Source organism: Bradyrhizobium sp. Pha-3, from assembly GCF_042258325.1.
Lineage (GTDB): Bacteria > Pseudomonadota > Alphaproteobacteria > Rhizobiales > Xanthobacteraceae > Bradyrhizobium > Bradyrhizobium elkanii.
In genome coordinates, this window is the sequence record NZ_CP170151.1 from 5,068,062 (window position 1) to 5,084,032 (window position 15,971).

14 protein-coding genes are annotated in these 15,971 nt (G+C 65.2%); 5 read left to right on the plus strand and 9 right to left on the minus strand.

Annotated features, from left to right (window positions below; genetic code table 11):
• Nucleotides 1–27: 27 nt before the first annotated feature.
• From ACE10X_RS23820 to ACE10X_RS23830, 3 genes are all read left to right on the plus strand, one after another.
• A complete protein-coding gene (locus ACE10X_RS23820) occupies nucleotides 28–1,395 on the plus strand; it encodes a multicopper oxidase family protein (protein ID WP_375764602.1) in 1,368 nt (455 codons plus the stop codon).
• Between the two features lie 18 nt (nucleotides 1,396–1,413).
• Nucleotides 1,414–2,499, plus strand: coding sequence for an enolase C-terminal domain-like protein (locus ACE10X_RS23825; RefSeq protein WP_038385053.1), 1,086 nt, complete (start codon nucleotides 1,414–1,416; stop codon nucleotides 2,497–2,499).
• Nucleotides 2,500–2,576: 77 nt separating this feature from the next.
• Nucleotides 2,577–3,287 carry a hypothetical protein gene (locus tag ACE10X_RS23830; protein WP_038385052.1) on the plus strand — a complete coding sequence of 237 codons (711 nt, stop codon included), beginning with the start codon at nucleotides 2,577–2,579 and terminating at the stop codon, nucleotides 3,285–3,287.
• A 33-nt stretch (nucleotides 3,288–3,320) separates the two neighbouring features.
• Here ACE10X_RS23830 and ACE10X_RS23835 read toward each other — a convergent pair whose 3' ends face one another.
• The 5 genes from ACE10X_RS23835 to ACE10X_RS23855 form a co-directional block, all read right to left on the minus strand.
• Entirely contained in the window at nucleotides 3,321–4,148 is an 828-nt protein-coding gene (locus ACE10X_RS23835; RefSeq protein ID WP_276325860.1) for a tetratricopeptide repeat protein, read from the minus strand.
• A gap of 140 nt (nucleotides 4,149–4,288) precedes the next feature.
• A complete protein-coding gene (locus tag ACE10X_RS23840; RefSeq protein ID WP_038385050.1) occupies nucleotides 4,289–5,707 on the minus strand; it encodes an MFS transporter in 1,419 nt (472 codons plus the stop codon).
• A 61-nt stretch (nucleotides 5,708–5,768) separates the two neighbouring features.
• Complete coding sequence (locus ACE10X_RS23845; RefSeq protein WP_038385049.1) at nucleotides 5,769–7,139, minus strand: LLM class flavin-dependent oxidoreductase; 1,371 nt, start codon at nucleotides 7,137–7,139, stop codon at nucleotides 5,769–5,771.
• A gap of 39 nt (nucleotides 7,140–7,178) precedes the next feature.
• Nucleotides 7,179–8,378, minus strand: coding sequence for a CaiB/BaiF CoA-transferase family protein (locus ACE10X_RS23850; RefSeq protein WP_038385048.1), 1,200 nt, complete (start codon nucleotides 8,376–8,378; stop codon nucleotides 7,179–7,181).
• Nucleotides 8,368–9,369, minus strand: coding sequence for a CoA ester lyase (locus ACE10X_RS23855; RefSeq protein ID WP_038385047.1), 1,002 nt, complete (start codon nucleotides 9,367–9,369; stop codon nucleotides 8,368–8,370). The genes ACE10X_RS23850 and ACE10X_RS23855 overlap by 11 nt, the downstream gene beginning before the upstream one ends.
• A 141-nt stretch (nucleotides 9,370–9,510) precedes the next feature.
• On the opposite strand from ACE10X_RS23855, the gene ACE10X_RS23860 reads away from it, so the two are divergent.
• Nucleotides 9,511–10,410, plus strand: a complete 900-nt coding sequence (locus tag ACE10X_RS23860; RefSeq protein WP_038385046.1) for a LysR family transcriptional regulator — start codon at nucleotides 9,511–9,513, stop codon at nucleotides 10,408–10,410.
• On the opposite strand, the gene ACE10X_RS23865 is transcribed toward ACE10X_RS23860, so the two are convergent.
• The 4 genes from ACE10X_RS23865 to ACE10X_RS23880 all read right to left on the minus strand — a co-directional run bounded on the left by ACE10X_RS23865 (nucleotide 10,407) and on the right by ACE10X_RS23880 (nucleotide 15,160).
• A complete protein-coding gene (locus ACE10X_RS23865) occupies nucleotides 10,407–10,961 on the minus strand; it encodes a flavin reductase family protein (protein ID WP_038385045.1) in 555 nt (184 codons plus the stop codon). The two genes, ACE10X_RS23860 and ACE10X_RS23865, sit on opposite strands and share 4 nt — an antisense overlap.
• A 496-nt stretch (nucleotides 10,962–11,457) precedes the next feature.
• Entirely contained in the window at nucleotides 11,458–13,053 is a 1,596-nt protein-coding gene (locus tag ACE10X_RS23870) for a B12-binding domain-containing radical SAM protein (protein ID WP_038385043.1), read from the minus strand.
• A 165-nt stretch (nucleotides 13,054–13,218) separates the two neighbouring features.
• Nucleotides 13,219–13,641 carry a GNAT family N-acetyltransferase gene (locus ACE10X_RS23875; protein WP_375764603.1) on the minus strand — a complete coding sequence of 141 codons (423 nt, stop codon included), beginning with the start codon at nucleotides 13,639–13,641 and terminating at the stop codon, nucleotides 13,219–13,221.
• A 19-nt stretch (nucleotides 13,642–13,660) separates the two neighbouring features.
• Complete coding sequence (locus ACE10X_RS23880; RefSeq protein WP_212060031.1) at nucleotides 13,661–15,160, minus strand: NAD(P)H-hydrate dehydratase; 1,500 nt, start codon at nucleotides 15,158–15,160, stop codon at nucleotides 13,661–13,663.
• Between the two features lie 354 nt (nucleotides 15,161–15,514).
• Here ACE10X_RS23880 and ACE10X_RS23885 point away from each other — a divergent pair, with 354 nt between their 5' ends.
• A complete protein-coding gene (locus ACE10X_RS23885; RefSeq protein ID WP_011441447.1) occupies nucleotides 15,515–15,853 on the plus strand; it encodes a P-II family nitrogen regulator in 339 nt (112 codons plus the stop codon).
• Nucleotides 15,854–15,971: the final 118 nt, after the last annotated feature.

The window sequence follows — 15,971 nt, forward strand, 5'->3', positions numbered from 1 at the left end:
ATCGCGACTGGACAGGTACTCTTGAAAATGGTCCGCATCGGCCGGATGGCAAGTCCTCCCGCAAGTCCCGAATTTTCACTCACCCGGCGCAACCTGATCGCCGCCCTCGGCGCCGCGGCGCTTTGCCCCGCTCTGCCGGCCACCGGCGCGGCGCAGGGCCGGACCGCGGTCGCGCTCCATGCCAGACCCGACCGCATCTCGCTTCGTCCGGGCGACGGACCGGGTCTTGGCGGACCGGGTCCTGGCGGACCGGAGACACCGGTCTGGTCACTCGGCAGTGGCGAACTCCGCTTCAAGCGCGGCGAGGTTCTCGACGTGACCTTTGGCAATGAACTGCCGGTCGCGGCCGCGCTGGATTGCCGCGGGCTCGACGGCGTCGCGGCGGCGGAGCCACTGGCTTCCCGGGCGCTGCTTGCCGCCGGGGCCAAGGATAGCTTCCAGTTGCCGCTTCGGCACGCCGGCACCTTCCTGTGCGAGCCGCTGCTCGGTGATGGCGGCACGGCACCGGCACGGCCGCGGCCGCTAATCGTGACCGGCACTTCGCCGGTCGCAGTCGATCGCGACGAGGTCCTGCTGATCGAGGAGTGGCGCCTGCAGCCGGACGGAAGCGCAATCCCGGCCGGCAACGATCCTAAAGATTCGACGCAGATTCATACAATTAACGGAAAAACCTCATACGACATCTCGGCACCAGCCAATGCCCGCCTCAGACTCCGCTTTATCAACGGCAGCCAACGCAGCGTGCTGGCGATCAAGCTGGAGAACCTCGACGTCCGGGTGATGGCCATCGATGGCCAGCCGGCCGAACCATTTCCGGCCCGCAACGGTGCGCTCGTCCTCGCTCCCGGCAGCCGCACCGATGTCTTCGTCGACGCGGCCGGACTGGCCGGAACCAGCTTTCCGATCCTGCTGCACGACGGCAAGCAGGCTCGCCCGGTCGGCAGGCTGGCCGTCTCGAACGACCCGCCGGTCCGCCCGGCGCCGTTCGCACCGGCACCGCCGCTGCCCGGCAACGACATGCCCGCCCAGCTCGATCTCAAGAGCGCCGCAAGGTTCGAGCTGGCGCTCGGCACGCCGACCGAATGGTTCCGCCCGGCGGACTTCAAGCCATCAGCCGCTCCGGCCTTTCAGGCCAAAGCCGGCTGGCCGGTGGTGCTGGCGCTGACCAACCGCGGCCCGATCGCCAGCGTGTTTCATCTGCACGGCCATCACTTCCGTCTGCTCGACCGGCTCGACGACGGCTGGAAGCCGTTCTGGCTCGACACGCTCGCGATTGAGCCGGGCCAGACCCAGCGCATCGCCTTCCTCGCTGAATATCCCGGCCGCTATTTGATCGAGCAGGTCGCGACCGACTGGGCCGCGCCGCGGCTGGTCCGATGGTACAGTGTCCAATAACAAGAAGAGGAAACGTCCATGAGCCAGACAGTTGCGGCGATCCGCGGAGTTCGAGCGCGAAGCGTCGTGGTGCCGCTCAAGCGCCCTGTGAAGAACGCCTTCGGAGTGATCGATTCAGGCCCACTGGTTCTGATCGATATCGAGACCGACCAAGGCGTTACCGGCCGCACCTACATCTTCGCCTACAGCAAGCTCACGCTTAAGCCTCTTGCCTATCTGATCGAGGAGATCGGCCGCGAGCTCATCGGCAAGCCGGTCGCGCCATTCGACCTGATGAAGGCGATGGACGCCAAGTTTCGGCTGCTCGGCTGGCAGGGCCTCGTCGGCATGGCGGTATCCGGACTTGACATGGCCTATTGGGACGCGCTCGGCCAGCTCGCCGGCCGGCCGCTGGTCGAACTGCTTGGCGGCTCGGCGAAGCCGATCGAGGCCTATGACAGCTACGGCGTGGTCGATCCCGTCGCCGATGAGCGCGCGCTGCGCCGTTCGCTCGACCAGGGTTTTCGCGGCATCAAGATCAAGGGTGGCGACGGTGATGCCGCCAATGACGAGCGCGTCGTGAAGGGCGTGCGCGCCCTGCTCGGCCCCGACATCGCACTGATGATCGACTTCAACCAGTCGCTCGATCCGGCGGAGGCGACCCGCCGCATCGCCCGCCTTGCGCCCTACGATTTGCACTGGATCGAGGAGCCGGTGCCGCAGGAGAGCCTGTCCGGCCACGCAAAAGTCCGCGAGACCTCGCCGACGCCGATCCAGGCCGGCGAGAACTGGTGGTTTCCGCGCGGCTTTGCCGAAGCGATCGCGGCCGGCGCATCCGACTTCATCATGCCCGACGTGATGAAGGTCGGCGGCGTCACCGGCTGGATGCAAGTCGCGGGACAAGCCGATGCCGCCTCGATCCCGATGTCGAGCCATCTGTTCGCGGAGGTCAGCGCGCATCTGCTCGCGGTGACGCCGACCGCGCACTGGCTCGAATTCCTCGACTTCGCCGGCTCCATCCTCACAAGGCCCGCCGAAATCGTCGACGGCGCGGTGACTGCCCGCGGCCCCGGGCTCGGGATCGAATGGAACGAGCCGGCGGTCGCGAAGTATCTCGTGACCTAGCGGCGATCCTGGCTGGTGAGCGCGCGCTTCACCTTTGCGACGCATTCATGTAGGTCGATCCGAAATCGGAGCGCCCAATGTCGACCAATAGCAAGCTGACGCTCAAATTCCGTTGCCCGACGGAGCTCGACGGACTGATACCGGCCCCCATACCGGCGGCGCAGGGCGTTCCCGACTGGCTCAAGGCGATGCCGGCGACGGCCTTCTCTTCGATCAACCTGCACGACGAGGACACCATCAAGCGCTGCCCGCCGTTCGTGGATGCGATGACCTGCGGGTTCTTGCTGCCGCTGGTTTGCGATCTCAAGGTCGAGGACGGCGAAATCACCTGGGACCAGGACCTGCCGCCGGGAGGCACGCCGGAATTTCCACGCTCACCGATCGGCTTCCACGACCCGGGTCAGGTCACCGGCACCCCGCTGTTTGAAGAGGGCCGCTTCTTTCTCAAATTCCACAATTTGTGGACAGTCGAAGCCCCGGAAGGCTACGCGATCTACTTCACCCATCCCGTCAACCGCTTCGACCTGCCATTCACCACACTCAGCGGCCTGGTCAATTCCGACCTCTATGCCGACAATTGGGTGCACTTTCCGGCGTACTGGCACGACAGGAATTTCAGAGGCGTCCTCCCCAAGGGGACTCCGATCGCGCAATGTATTCCCGTCAAGCGAGACGACTGGACCGCGCAGACATCGCCGTTCACCGCGGAAGACGCCAAGCGGGTCGGCGAACTCCGCACCGAGCTCAAACGGCAGCCGAACCTCTACCGGAGAAACTTCAGGGCGTAAGGCAAGGCGGAATGTCGTCCGCCGCGCTCAATCTCAGTCCCCACCGAGGAACTTCGCAGCGGCGCTCTGGGAGAAGAAGAAGCGGCCGTGAGATCCCGAGGCCATCACGAATGCCGCGCGTCCAAATAGCTGGGGCTGACCGCGCATCACCGAGCGCAGCGCTGCCTCGGCAGCATCGCGCTCACCCTGCTCAAAAAGGCAAGTGGCAAGGTGGGCGCGGGTCGAGCGATCATCCGGGTATTGCGCGAGCACGCGGCGGAACGCATCCGCGGCTGCGGCGTAGTCGCCACGGAGGATCAGGACCCGCCCGAGCTGGTTGAGAACGTCGGGGCGTCCCGGCGCAGCATCACGTGCCGCCGTCAGGACGCTTGCAGCCCGCGCGATGTCATTGGTCTCTTGCAACAGGCGCCCGAGATCGAGCTTCAGGTCGACGCTCTCAGGGGCCAGCGCCAGACCGGCCTCGATCGTGCTGATGGCCTCGTCGTGTTGACCGGCCTTGGCAAGCTGCCCGGCGAGTTCCTGAAAGGACGGAAAATATGGCGGGCGGCGCGCCGCCGTGCGCCGAAGCTGCGCGATGCCGTCGGTGACGCGGCCGGCGCCGCACAGCAGCGCGCCGAGCAAAGTCTCGACCTCTCCATCGTCGCCGCGGCGCGCAACGCGCTCGAGCGCCGCGATCGCCTCGCCTCCCCGGTTCTGCCCCATCAGGGCATGCGCCAGAAGAAGCGCGGCATGTCTGTCCGTGCGGTTTGATTTGAGGATGTTCGTCGCAATCTGCTCGGCCTGAGCAAACTGCTGCGCCCGCAACGCCAAGACGCCTTGTTGCAGCGCCTGAGCGAGGAAATTGTTTTGCCTGCCACTCACGAGCGAGATTCACGGTGCCGAAGGAATATCCTGCGCGTTTAGCCCGCATCTTTCGACGCGTCCACCAAAAGTATCGTAAGACGGACGAGGCCCGGATGTCCGCATGCGTTGATCACGCGGACATCGTGCGCTTCGTCCCGCTACTCCCCGCCGGCGGCGATCCCGCCGGGGCTTGGTTGCAGCTTGCCGCGTACCTCTGCGGATGACGCTTGGTCGTCCATCGCCTCCGGCCGCAACGCCTCCAGCGGACGCTTGCGGGTCTCGATGCCGAGCGCCGCAACCGCGATCGCCTGCACCACGAGGAGCCCGGCCACCACAGAAACAGCGCCGGTGACGCCGAACCTCGTGAACAGTTCGACCACGATGAACGGCGTCACGATCGACATCAGGCGACCGGCGGTGTTGCAGATGCCGGATCCGCGCATCCTGAGCTCGGTCGGGAACAGTTCGGGGATGTAGAGCCCCCAGGCCAGCGCCAGCATCACCGCCACGGTGAAGACGAGGAGGAAGCCGATCACGACGAAGGCGACGGGGTTGATGAACATCGGATAGATCAGCCCGAGCCCGGCCGCCGCGAGCGACAGCACGATCAGCGACGGCTTGCGGTCGATCTTCTCGCCGATCCACATGCCCGACAGCGTGCCGAGCGGGCTGCCGAGCGTCATCAGCATGGTGTAACCGAGAGATGACGACAGGTTGATGCCCTGCTTTACGAAGAAGGTCGGGATCCAGGCGATGAAGCCGTAGACCGCGGTGTTGAGCCCGATCAGGATCAAGCAGCCGACGATGGTCCGCGCGATCAACGCGCGCGAGAACAGGCGCGTGAAGCGAACGTCCGGCTGCACCGGGGCCGGCCGATAGGCCGGGGTCGGCAGGGTCCTGCCCTTGCCGACCTCCTGCTCGATCGCCGCCAGCACCGCCTCCGCCTCAGCGCTCTTGCCCTGCGTCTCGAGCCAGCGTGGCGATTCCGGCAGCGAGCGCCGCAGGAACCAGACGATCATCGCGCCGACGCCGCACAGCGCGAACATCCAGCGCCAGCCGAGATGCGGAATGACGACCCAGCCGACCAGCGTCGCGACGAACAGCGCACCATTGGTGCAGGTCGCGAGCGCCGCGCCCCAGCGGCCGCGCTGCTGCGGCGGGATGAATTCGCTGAGCACGACATAGCCGACGACGATCTCGGCGCCGAGCCCGAGGCCCATCACGAAGCGGGCCCCGATCAGCCAATTCATCGACGGCGCGAGCGTTGCCGCCAGCGCGCTGAGGCCGAAGATCAGGAGATTGGCCTGGTAAGCGAACTTGCGGCCGAAGCGGTCGCCGGCGACGCCCGCCAGCCAGGCGCCGATCAGCATCCCGACAAAGGTCGCCGAGATGAAGCGCGCATTCTGGGCGAGGTCCGAATAGCCGGACTGAACCAGTGCGCCGAGAATGCTGCCGGCGAGGAATATCTCGAAGCCGTCGACGAACAGTCCGGCTCCGATCAGCGCGAAGATCCGGTAGTGAAACCTTGAGATCGGCAATCTGTCGAGCCGGCCCCCCGCGTTAGCGCCCTTGGTCACTTCAGCCTCCCTGATTTTGATTTTGTTCTGATCGTTGTCTGCGCCGATTTTTGTGCCGGGGCTATCCGGTCGAGACGCGCGCCTCCTCGTCTGCGCTTGCATGCGCGGCTTGCGGCCGCGGCAGGCCGAGATTCTCGCGCAACGTGTCACCCTGATACTCGCGCTGGAACAGGCCGCGGCGTTGCAGCTCGGGCACCACGAGGCGCACGAAGTCCTGGTAGGTGCCGGGCACATGGGTGGCGGCGACGACAAAGCCGTCGCAGCCGCCTTCGCAGAACCAGCGCTCCATCTGATCGGCGACCGCCTTGGGCGAGCCGACGAAGGTCGGCAGCTCGGCGAGTGTTCCGCGCCCGCTGAACTGGACGAAGTCCCGCGGCGTCGGATTGGGCTTGCCGCTGAGATTCATCACGCGGTCGCGGATTGCCTGCAACCCGCTGATCGAGGCCAGCTCATCCGACGTGAACGGCTCGTCCATCGGCTTGGCCGCGAAATCGTAGTTCAGCACCTCCGACAACAGCGTCAGCGCATCGATCGGCTTGGCGAGCCGGCTGATCACCGTGAACTTATCCTCGGCCTCGGCCTGGGTCTCGGCGACGACAGGATAGACCGCCGGCGCGATGCTGATGTCCCTGCCCGTCTTGGCCAGCGTTCCCTTGAGGTCGGCATATTGCTTCTTGGCAAGGTCGAGATTGGGATAGATCACGAAGATCAGTTCGCCCCAGCGCGCCGCGAAGGTCTTGCCGCGGCCGCTCTGGCCGGCCTGGATGATCACCGGATGGCCCTGCGGCGAGCGCGGCACCGTGAACGGGCCGCGCGAGCGGAAGAACTGCCCGTGATGGTCAAGCCGGTGCACCTTGGCCGGGTCGGCGAACAGCCCGCTCTCGCGGTCGAAGCTGACGGCGCCGTCCTCCCAGCTGTTCCAGTGACCGAGCACGACCTCCATGAACTCGTCGGCGCGGTCATAGCGCAGATCGTGGCTGAGATGCTGCGAGGCGCCGAAATTCGCCGCCTCGGAGTCGTTCAGCGATGTCACCACGTTCCAGGCGGCGCGGCCGTTCAGCAGCAGGTCCATCGTTGCGAACACCCGCGCGACGTGGAACGGCTCGTAATAGGTGGTCGAATAGGTCACGCCGATGCCGAGCCGCTCGGTCGCCAATCCCATCGTGAGCGCGACCGAGACCGGATCGAGCTTCGCCGCGCGCACGCCGTGGCGGATGGTCTCGCGGAAATCGTCGCCGAAGCGATCGGGGATCGCGAGCCGGTCGTCGAAGAAGGCGAGATGGAACTTGCCGTGCTCCAGCGTGCGCCCGATCTCCTGATAATAGTCGCGCGAGAACCAGTTCGGCTTCGAGTCCGGATGGCGCCAGGAGGCGGGATAGTTCGAGCAATTCTGGGCCTGCAGGAAGCCGATCAATTTCATCTGCCTGGTCATGGCGTGGTTCCTTCGTGGCCGCGGGAGAATTGGCTCATGTCAGATCACCCCGTCGCTGCGCAGCGCGGCGAGCGCAGCCGCGGTTGCGCCGGCAAGCGAGGTCAGAACTTCGTCGGTGTGCGCGCCGAGCGCGACGCCGGCATGCCTGAACTGCGGCGGCGTGCGCGACATCTTGGGGATCGCGCTCGGCACCGCGATCGGCCCGGCGCGCGAGGGCACCTCGGCGATGTTGCCGCGGGCGCGGTATTGCGGGTCGGCGAAGATGTCCGCAATGCTGTAGATGGGACCGCAGGGCACGTCGTAGCGCTCGCACTCGGCAAGCGCCGTCTCCAGCGGCATGGAGCCGATCCAGTCGGCGACCATCCCGTTGACCTCCTCGCGCCGCGCCAAGCGCCCGGCCATGGCCGCATAGCGCGGGTCGGTCGCGAGATCCGGCCGCCGCATCGCCTGCGCCAGCCGCTCGAACATCTTGTCGCTCGAACAGGCCAGTGCCACCCATTTGCCGTCGGCGGTCTGGTAATGGCTGTGCGGCACGACATTGACCGTGTCGGCGCCGAGGCGTTCGCGGACGAAGCCGGTCTTGGCGAACACGGTCGCCATTTCATCAAGCAGCCGAAACACCGATTCATAGAGCCCGATATCGACCACCTGCCCGTGTCCGGTGGCTTCGGCATGGCGCAGCGCCAGCAGCACGCCGAGCGCACCCCATAGCCCGGAAATATAATCGGCGAGCGAGGTCGATCCCGGCATCACCGGCGCCCGCCCCGCCTCGCCGGCAAGGTAGGCGAGCCCACTGAAGCCGTGCGCGATCCGGGCAAAGCCGGGCTTGTCGCGCAGCGGGCCGTCCTGCCCATAGGCGCTGACGCGCAGCATCACGAGTTTTGGGTTGATCTCGCGTAGCGCCTCGAAGCCGAGCCCCCATTTCTCCAACGTGCCCGGCCGGAAGTTCTCAAGCACCACGTCGGATTGCCGGACCAGCTCGCGAAACAGCGCGGCGCTCCGCTCGCTGCGCAGATCGAGCGTCACCGACTTCTTGTTGCGGGCTTCGCTGAGCCAGACATAGGTGTCGCCGCAGTCGCTCGGCGTTCCGAACCGGCGCAAGGGATCGCCGACACCTGGCTGCTCGATCTTGATCACCTCGGCGCCGAAATCGGACAGCACCGTCCCGCAGAACGGCGCCGCCACGAAGGTCGCGATGTCGAGCACGCGAATTCCGGCAAGCGGTGGCTCATGCGACATCGCGCGCTCCTGCCCTGCCCGCCGCCTGAATTGCGTCGTGGCGGTCGATGATCGCCTGCGCGCGCTTGAGCACCGCAAGATCGATCAGCACGCCGTCCTGCCCGAAGGCGCCGTCGCCGCCGGCGCTGGCGGATTGAATCCTGGCCGTGATCTCGCGCGCCCAGCCGATCTCACGCGCGGTCGGCGAGAACACCTCGTTGGCGCTCTCGAGCTGCGAGGGATGGATCGCCCATTTGCCCTCGAAACCGAGCGCGGCCGCCCGCGCCGCACTGGCGCGAAAGCCTGCGGCATCGCCGAAATTGGCATAGGGGCCGTCGATCGCACGCAGGCCGTGGGCGCGGCAGGCATTGGCGATCCGGGCGAGCGCGAAGTGCCACTGGTCGTTCCAGTGCACGCGGCGCGCGCCGCCCTCGTCCGCATCGGTGAGCACGGCATAGCGCGGATCGGAGGCGCCGATAATCTCGCCGCAGGTGCGCAGGTCGATCGAGTAATCGCCGATGCCGAAGATCACAGCCTCTAACCGCTCCGACGCCTGCACGATGTCCTCGACATTGGCGAGCCCAAGCGTGGCCTCGATCAAGATCTCGATGCCCAGCGGCCTTGCGCGCGGGAACTCGCGCTCGAGCCCTGTCAGCAGCGCATCGACGAAACGGACGTCGAATGCGGTGCCGACCTTCGGCACCATGACGAGGTCGAGGCGCGGCGCGCGGCTGACGATCTCGATGATGTCGCGATGCGCCCATTCGGTGTCGAGGCCGTTGATCCGCACCGCCAGCGTCTTGTTGCCCCAGTCGATCCGGTTCAGCGCCTCGATCGCGATCTCGCGCGCCTCGGGTTTTCGCGGCGGCGCAACCGCGTCCTCCAGATCGAGGAAGATGAAATCGGCGGCGCTACTCGCGGCGCGTTCGAAGAAATGGGTCGAGGTCGCGGGAACCGCGAGTTCGGAACGCTGGACGCGGCGGGTGCGCGGCTTGGTGACGGTGAAGGACATAAAGCATCTTTTCTGCATCGCGCCGCAGGATCGTCTCCCGCGGCCAACACAATCATGCTAGATGTCCGGAACTGATCTTTCCAACGAGATTATCTTAAGAATTGTTCAGTTGTTCGGGACAATCCCTCGCAAGGCAAAACGATGTCGCAGATCAATTTCAAGCTGCTGCACATGTTCATCGCGGTCGCCGAGAACAAGAGCTTTCGCCAGGCCTCCGAGCAGCTCAACCGTTCGCAATCCGCGGTCAGCATGCAGATCAAGCTGCTGGAGGACCAGGTCGGCGCCGCCCTGTTTCATCGCACCACGCGGCGCGTCGAGCTGACCGCCGAGGGACTGCAATTGCTGACGCATGCCCGGCGCGCGCTCGGCGAATGGGAGAACGGCCTGCGCGAGATCCGCGAGGTCATCGACATCCAGCGCGGCACGCTGTCGCTGGCCTGCGTTCCCACCATTGCCGCGACGATCCTGCCGCAGGCGCTCCATGCCTTCCAGGCGAGCTATCCCGGCATCAACATCAATCTGCGGGAGCTTGCGGCCGAGGACATGCTGGACTGCCTGCGCCGCCGCGAGGCGGATTTCGGCATCGGACCGGAGATGGACGGCTCGACCGAGTTTCAGTTTGCGCCGCTGTTCAACGACCCGATCTATGCGCTGGCGACCAAGGCGTTTCCGTTTCGCAAGCGCAGCGTGGTCGACCTGACCGAGCTGTCCGCCTACCCGATCCTGCTCAACTCAAAATCGGCGGCGCTGCGCTCGATGCTGGAGCGCGCGCTCGCCACGCGCAATCTGCAGATGAAGATCAAGTTCGAGGTCGAGCACAGCTACACGCTGGCCGCGCTGGCCGGCGCCGGCCTCGGCGTCGGCATCCTGCCGAAGGTCGCCTTGCCGCGGCCGGTCAGGAAGACGATGCAGGCGCTGCCGATCGTCAATCCGACGCTGGAGCGCACGGTCTGCATCGTCTCGCTGCGCGGACAATCGTTCTCGCCGGCCGCCGGCGCGCTGACATCAGTGATCCACAAATTCCTCAAGCCGCGGCCTTAGGTCCGCCGGGTCAATCCGCAGAACGCGCCGCCAAAATAGATCAGCGGCGTCTCCCCCTCCCGCAGATGCATCGCGCGGACCGCGCCGACGAAAATCGAATGCGTGTCGTGCGCATGTTCGTCGATCAGCTCGCAGTCGAGCCCGATTAGCGCACCCTTTAGGATCGGCGCGCCCGTGGCAAGCGATAGCCAGCCGTCGGCGTCGGAAAAGCGATCGTCCCGCTCGATGCCGCGGCGGCCGGCGAACACGTTGGCCAGCTCGGCCTGGTCGGCGTGCAGCATGTTGACGCCGAACGCGGCGGTGCGCCGGATCAGGCCATGCGCGCTCGCCGAACGGTTGACGCAGGCGATCAGCCGCGGTGGCGTGTCCGACAGCGAACAGACCGACGTCGCCGTCATGCCCGTTCTGTCGCCAGGCCCGCCCGCCGACAGGATCGTCACCGCGCCGGCGTGGTGGCGCATCGCCGCGCGATAGGACGCGGGGGCGACGTCGTGGTGGAGCGCGCCGGCGGTCCGTGCGGCGGTAGAGAGCTGGCTGCTCGGTGCGATCATCTGACTGTTCCGCGCAAGTGACAAGGATGCCGATCCTATAGGTCAGCCGAACCGATCGCGGAAACGCAAATATCTAACGAGTTGTTCAGTTCAGCCGATCAATGCCAATCACGCTCATGGGAGAGGTCCCGCAATCTCCAGTTCGCCCTGGGCAATAAAACGTAACGTGCCGCTCGCCCGGAACTATTTCAGTGTGGCCGAGCCAGATGCGGATAGGTCAATGAAGAACCTTCAGATGCCTCGAACCTCAATCATCATTTTCTGCCTTTCGGGCCTCGTCCTGTCGATGTCCGCAACCGGCATGGCCGAGGCGAGAGGCAGCTTCCACCCGAATTGCCGCGTCCCAAGGATCAGCCTCTGTCCGGGTTGCACGGCCGCCGTTAAGATTATCGTGCTGCAGAATCACGAGTGCCGGATCAACTATGGTTCGTTGGGTCCCATGCACTCCGAAGCTGGAGCGAACTTTGCCGTCCATCAAACGGCAGACTAGATGAACTCATTGCACAAGCGCCCTGGCCTTCACCGGAGGAGTACCGTCCAACTCGGCAATCCGGCGTTCAATCACACCGATCACGTATTTCGAGAACGGCCCGAAGTGCAAGTACAGCGCCATCAGCATCACGATGTAGCGCAGCGCGCCTGGATTGGACTTGGCGACCTCGACAAAGACCTTCCAGAACGGCTCGCGAACCTCCGGCAGGGCACTTATGATCTTGTGTACGCCTTCGATGCCGCCAAGCCTCTTGCGCATGTCGCCATCCGGCAGGTCGCGGCGCCGGTCCGACCGGTCGAGCATGGCGGCAAGCCGCGACAGCCGTCCTGCATATCCCGTCGGGCTGTATACGTGCCCGAGCACGGCCTTGTAATCCGTGAGGATGTCACGAAGCGGACGTTTGGTGTCGAAATTGCAGCCCAGCGTGCATTGGTCGCCTGCCTGCTCGACCTTCATGAGATCATGGCCCTCGTGCAGTCGGCCTTCCTGGGCCAGCCGCCGCGTCAGCTGTGTGCCAGGCAGCGCATAGAGCAGTCCAACCATGCAGACGGGAATGCTCGCCTCCTCGATGAAGTCGATCATCGCCTGTGCCATCGAGACCTTCTCGGTATCGAACCCGACGATGAAACCCGCGGTGACGAACATGCCATAGTCATAGATCTTGTGAACGCTCTCGGCGATGTTGCGCCTGGTGTTCTGCTTTTTCTTCATCTGCACGAGGGTCTCTGGATCCGGACTCTCAATGCCGACAAAAATGCCGAAGAAGTTGGCGTCCTTCATTGCCTGCAGCAGTTCGCTGTCGTCAGCGATATTGATCGAGGCTTCGGTCGAGAATTCGAACGGATAGTCCCGCTCTTCCAGCCAGGCCTTGAGCCGCGGCAGCAAGACTCGGAGATTTTTCTTGTTGCCGATGAAATTGTCGTCGACGAAATCGACATGCCCTCGATAACCATGATCGTAGAGCGCTTGCAGCTCGGCGAGGATCTGATCGGGGGTTTTGGTACGCGGCACGCGCCCGTACAGCTCGATAATGTCGCAGAACTCGCAGGTAAACGGGCAGCCGCGCGAATACTGCACGCCAATGAAGAGATAATGCTCGAACTTGATCAGATCGTAGCGGGGCATCGGGCTTAGCGTGACGTCGATCTTGAATTTCTCGGCGGTGAACACGCCCTTGCGCTCACCGCGTTCCCAAGCGGCGATGAATTCCTCGATGATGTGCTCGGCCTCGCCGATCACCTGGAAGTCCGCATCCGCGTAGAGGTGCGGGCTGGAGGAGACGTCGGGCCCGCCGACACATACCGGCTTGCCGTGCCGGTGGGCGAGATCGATCAGGTGGAGAAAATCAGGCTGCTGGTTGAGCATACCGCCGATCATGACGAGATCGGCCCAGTCGAGGTCCGCGTCGGTCGAAGGCTCGGTGTTACGGTTGACGAGGCGAATCTCCCAGTGCTTCGGCAGCATGGCGGCCACGGTGATCAGTCCGAGTGGCGCCGCCGGATACTTCGCGCCGACGAGTTCGCAAGCCTCCGTATAGTTCCAGAAAGAATCCGGAACGAACTTCGGATAGATCATGAGGACGCGGCAGGGACTCGTCATGTTGCTCCGGTCCGTACCACAAAACCTCAAGGCTCAAGGGTACATTCGCTGGTCGATACAGGCATTAAGTGCTCAAAAGGTGGCGGATAGCCAGACGATATTTCGTCTTGCCGCGAGCCCGGTCCTATCCCCGGGCCTGCCGCGGTCAGCTATTCCGGTCAAAAATCACTCACGCGCCGGCCCGCGCGTCCAGCGATAGCGCACGCCCGGCTCCCTCTCCTCGTTGCCGCTGCCGTCGGTCTCCTCAACCGCGACAAAACCGCGCGTCTCGTAGAAGCGGCGCGCGCGGGCGTTGCGTTGAAACGTCCAGAGCTGCAGCCGGTCCGCGTCTTGCCTTGCGATCTCGAGCAGCGCGCCGCCGATGCCGCGGCCCTGCGCGTCCGGCAGCACATAGAGCTGCTCTATCCAGTCGTCATGAAACGCAATCACGCCCCGCATCGCCGCGCCGTCGAACGCCCCCCATAGCGTGCAGGTCGCAAACATCCGCTCGCGGTAGAACCAGCGATCTTCGTCGGGCGTGTGCAGGCCGGCGAGCCACGGCAGCACCTGATCGAACGCCGTGCGATGCACGCGCGCGGCGGCATCCATGTCGGCCAGCGTGAGCCGCCTAATACTCAATCCCGAATTCGTCATAGAGGCGGCGGAACACGGCGGGCAGCACTTCGGTGAGATCCTCCGCGATCAGGCCGGGGCCCGCCTCGCTCGCGCTCTCGCCGTGCATCCAGACGCCGATGCTGGCGGCCTCGAAGGCCGCGACACCCTGCGCCAGGAAACCCGCGATGATGCCTGACAGCACGTCGCCGGCGCCGGCGGTGGCGAGCCACGGCGGCGCGTTGGCGGCGACGGTGGCGCGGCCGTCGGGAGACGCGATCACTGTGTCGGCGCCTTTCAGCAAGACCACCGCGCCGGAGCGCTCGGCCGCCGCGCGCACGCGCTCGAGCTTGGAACGGCCGGGATGCTTGTTGGAAATATCGCTGAACAGCCGCGGAAACTCGCCCTCATGCGGCGTCAGCACCACCTGCTGCCCGTCGCTTGCCTTGATCGCCTCGAACAGCCGGTCCGGCGCGCCGGCAAAGCTGGTCAGCGCGTCGGCGTCGAGCACCAGATGCCGCTGCGCCGACAGCGCGGTGTGGACGAAGTCACGGGTCCGCGCGCTGACCCCGGCGCCGGGACCGATCACGCAGGCATTGAGGCGCTTGTCGCCGAGCAGTTCGGCGAACTGGATCGGGTTGTCGACCGCGCGCACCATCACCGCGGTCAGCGCCGCCGCATTGACGGCAAGCGCATCGCGCGGCGAGGCCAGCGTCACGAGGCCGGCGCCGGCGCGTAAGGCCGCGCGCGCGGCGAGCCGTGCCGCCCCGGTCGAGGCGAGGTCGCCCGAGACCACGACGGCATGCCCCCGCGCGTATTTGTGGCCGTCGATCCGCGGCACCGGAAACGACCAGCGCCAGGCCTCCGGCAAGTTCTCCGCGGTCAGCGGCTTGATCTCGTCGAGCACCTGCGCGGCGATGCCGATGTCGGCAACGCGCACCCGGCCGCAATACATCCGGCCCGGCAGCAACAGATGCGCGGGCTTCTTGCGGAAGAACGTGACGGTCTCGGTGGCCTGCACGGCCGCGCCCATCACGGCGCCCGATGTGCCGTTGATGCCGCTCGGCAGGTCGACCGCCAGCACCGGCGTACCGTTGGCATTGATCGCCGCGATCATCTCCAGCGGATCGCCCTTCACCGGCCGGTTGAGGCCGGCACCGAACAGCGCATCGATGATCAGCGCCGGCTTGCCGAGTGCCTGCGGGTTGAACGGCAGCACCGGATATTTCCAACCCTTCGCCGCCAGCGCCGCGTCGCCCTGCAGGCTGTCGCGCTCGCAGAGCAGGATCACCGAGACCTCGCGGCCGCGCGCGGCAAGCTCCGCGGCCGCAACGAAGCCGTCGCCGCCATTGTTGCCGCGGCCGGCGACCACCACGATCGGCCCCTCCTCGACGAGGTCCATCGCGGCTTCCGCGACGGCCTGACCGGCGCTCATCATCAGAGCGAAGCCCGGCGTTCCGGCTGCGATGGTCAGCCGGTCGGCGCGTTCCATCTCGGTGGTGGTCAGAACGTCCATGCCGAATCCTCAATCGCTTCGCCTTTTCGAGAGGCAATTCCTGTGACGTTCGCGGGGTTTCCACTGGCCGACTGCATACGGATTGATCTATTTGCCTATTTGTTAGGCTTGGATATCATAGCCCATGTGGTTCGATATCAGCCGATTGCCTGTTAAAAGGCTGATAACATTCCGAAATCGGGGACCTTAACAACTTGGCATAGACCCTGCTTTTGAGGAAGCCGCGCGCAAGGCCGCTCCATGCGACCATTGCGCGTGTTTCCGGCCACCGGCCGGAAGCCTTAAGACCAACCAGACTGCGCCCCACGCGCATCGAATTCGACCCTGCAATCTGCAATGCCCGGGAGGCGCTCAGTGAAGAAGATTGAAGCCATCATCAAGCCCTTCAAGCTCGACGAGGTGAAAGAAGCGCTCCAGGAAGTCGGACTGCAAGGCATCACCGTCACCGAGGCCAAGGGATTTGGCCGCCAGAAGGGCCATGCCGAACTCTATCGCGGTGCGGAATACATCGTCGACTTCCTGCCCAAGGTGAAGATCGAGATCGTGATCGGCGACGACCTGGTCGAGAAGGCGATCGACGCGATCCGCCGCGCGGCGCAGACCGGCCGGATCGGCGACGGCAAGATCTTCGTCTCCAACATCGAGGAAGCCATCCGCATCCGGACCGGCGAATCCGGGCTGGACGCTATTTAAGGGCGGTGCTATCCGGAATTTCTGACGGCAAAAGAGAAAAAAGGCTGCTTCGGCAGCCTGATTTCGTTTGTGCAGTCACACGAACTCGCCAAAAGCGGGAATAACGTCGCTCTCCGCT

Bases quoted from the DNA above. Each gene is read 5' to 3' on its own strand.
- ACE10X_RS23845 (WP_038385049.1), bottom strand. From the start codon at position 7,139: ATGACCAGGCAGATGAAATTGATCGGCTTCCTGCAGGCCCAGAATTGC.
- ACE10X_RS23850 (WP_038385048.1), bottom strand. From the start codon at position 8,378: ATGTCGCATGAGCCACCGCTTGCCGGAATTCGCGTGCTCGACATCGCG.
- ACE10X_RS23875 (WP_375764603.1), bottom strand. From the start codon at position 13,641: ATGGATGCCGCCGCGCGCGTGCATCGCACGGCGTTCGATCAGGTGCTG.
- ACE10X_RS23820 (WP_375764602.1), top strand. From the start codon at position 28: ATGGTCCGCATCGGCCGGATGGCAAGTCCTCCCGCAAGTCCCGAATTT.
- ACE10X_RS23825 (WP_038385053.1), top strand. From the start codon at position 1,414: ATGAGCCAGACAGTTGCGGCGATCCGCGGAGTTCGAGCGCGAAGCGTC.
- ACE10X_RS23880 (WP_212060031.1), bottom strand. From the start codon at position 15,160: ATGGACGTTCTGACCACCACCGAGATGGAACGCGCCGACCGGCTGACC.
- ACE10X_RS23860 (WP_038385046.1), top strand. From the start codon at position 9,511: ATGTCGCAGATCAATTTCAAGCTGCTGCACATGTTCATCGCGGTCGCC.
- ACE10X_RS23865 (WP_038385045.1), bottom strand. From the start codon at position 10,961: ATGATCGCACCGAGCAGCCAGCTCTCTACCGCCGCACGGACCGCCGGC.
- ACE10X_RS23830 (WP_038385052.1), top strand. From the start codon at position 2,577: ATGTCGACCAATAGCAAGCTGACGCTCAAATTCCGTTGCCCGACGGAG.
- ACE10X_RS23855 (WP_038385047.1), bottom strand. From the start codon at position 9,369: ATGTCCTTCACCGTCACCAAGCCGCGCACCCGCCGCGTCCAGCGTTCC.
- ACE10X_RS23870 (WP_038385043.1), bottom strand. From the start codon at position 13,053: ATGACGAGTCCCTGCCGCGTCCTCATGATCTATCCGAAGTTCGTTCCG.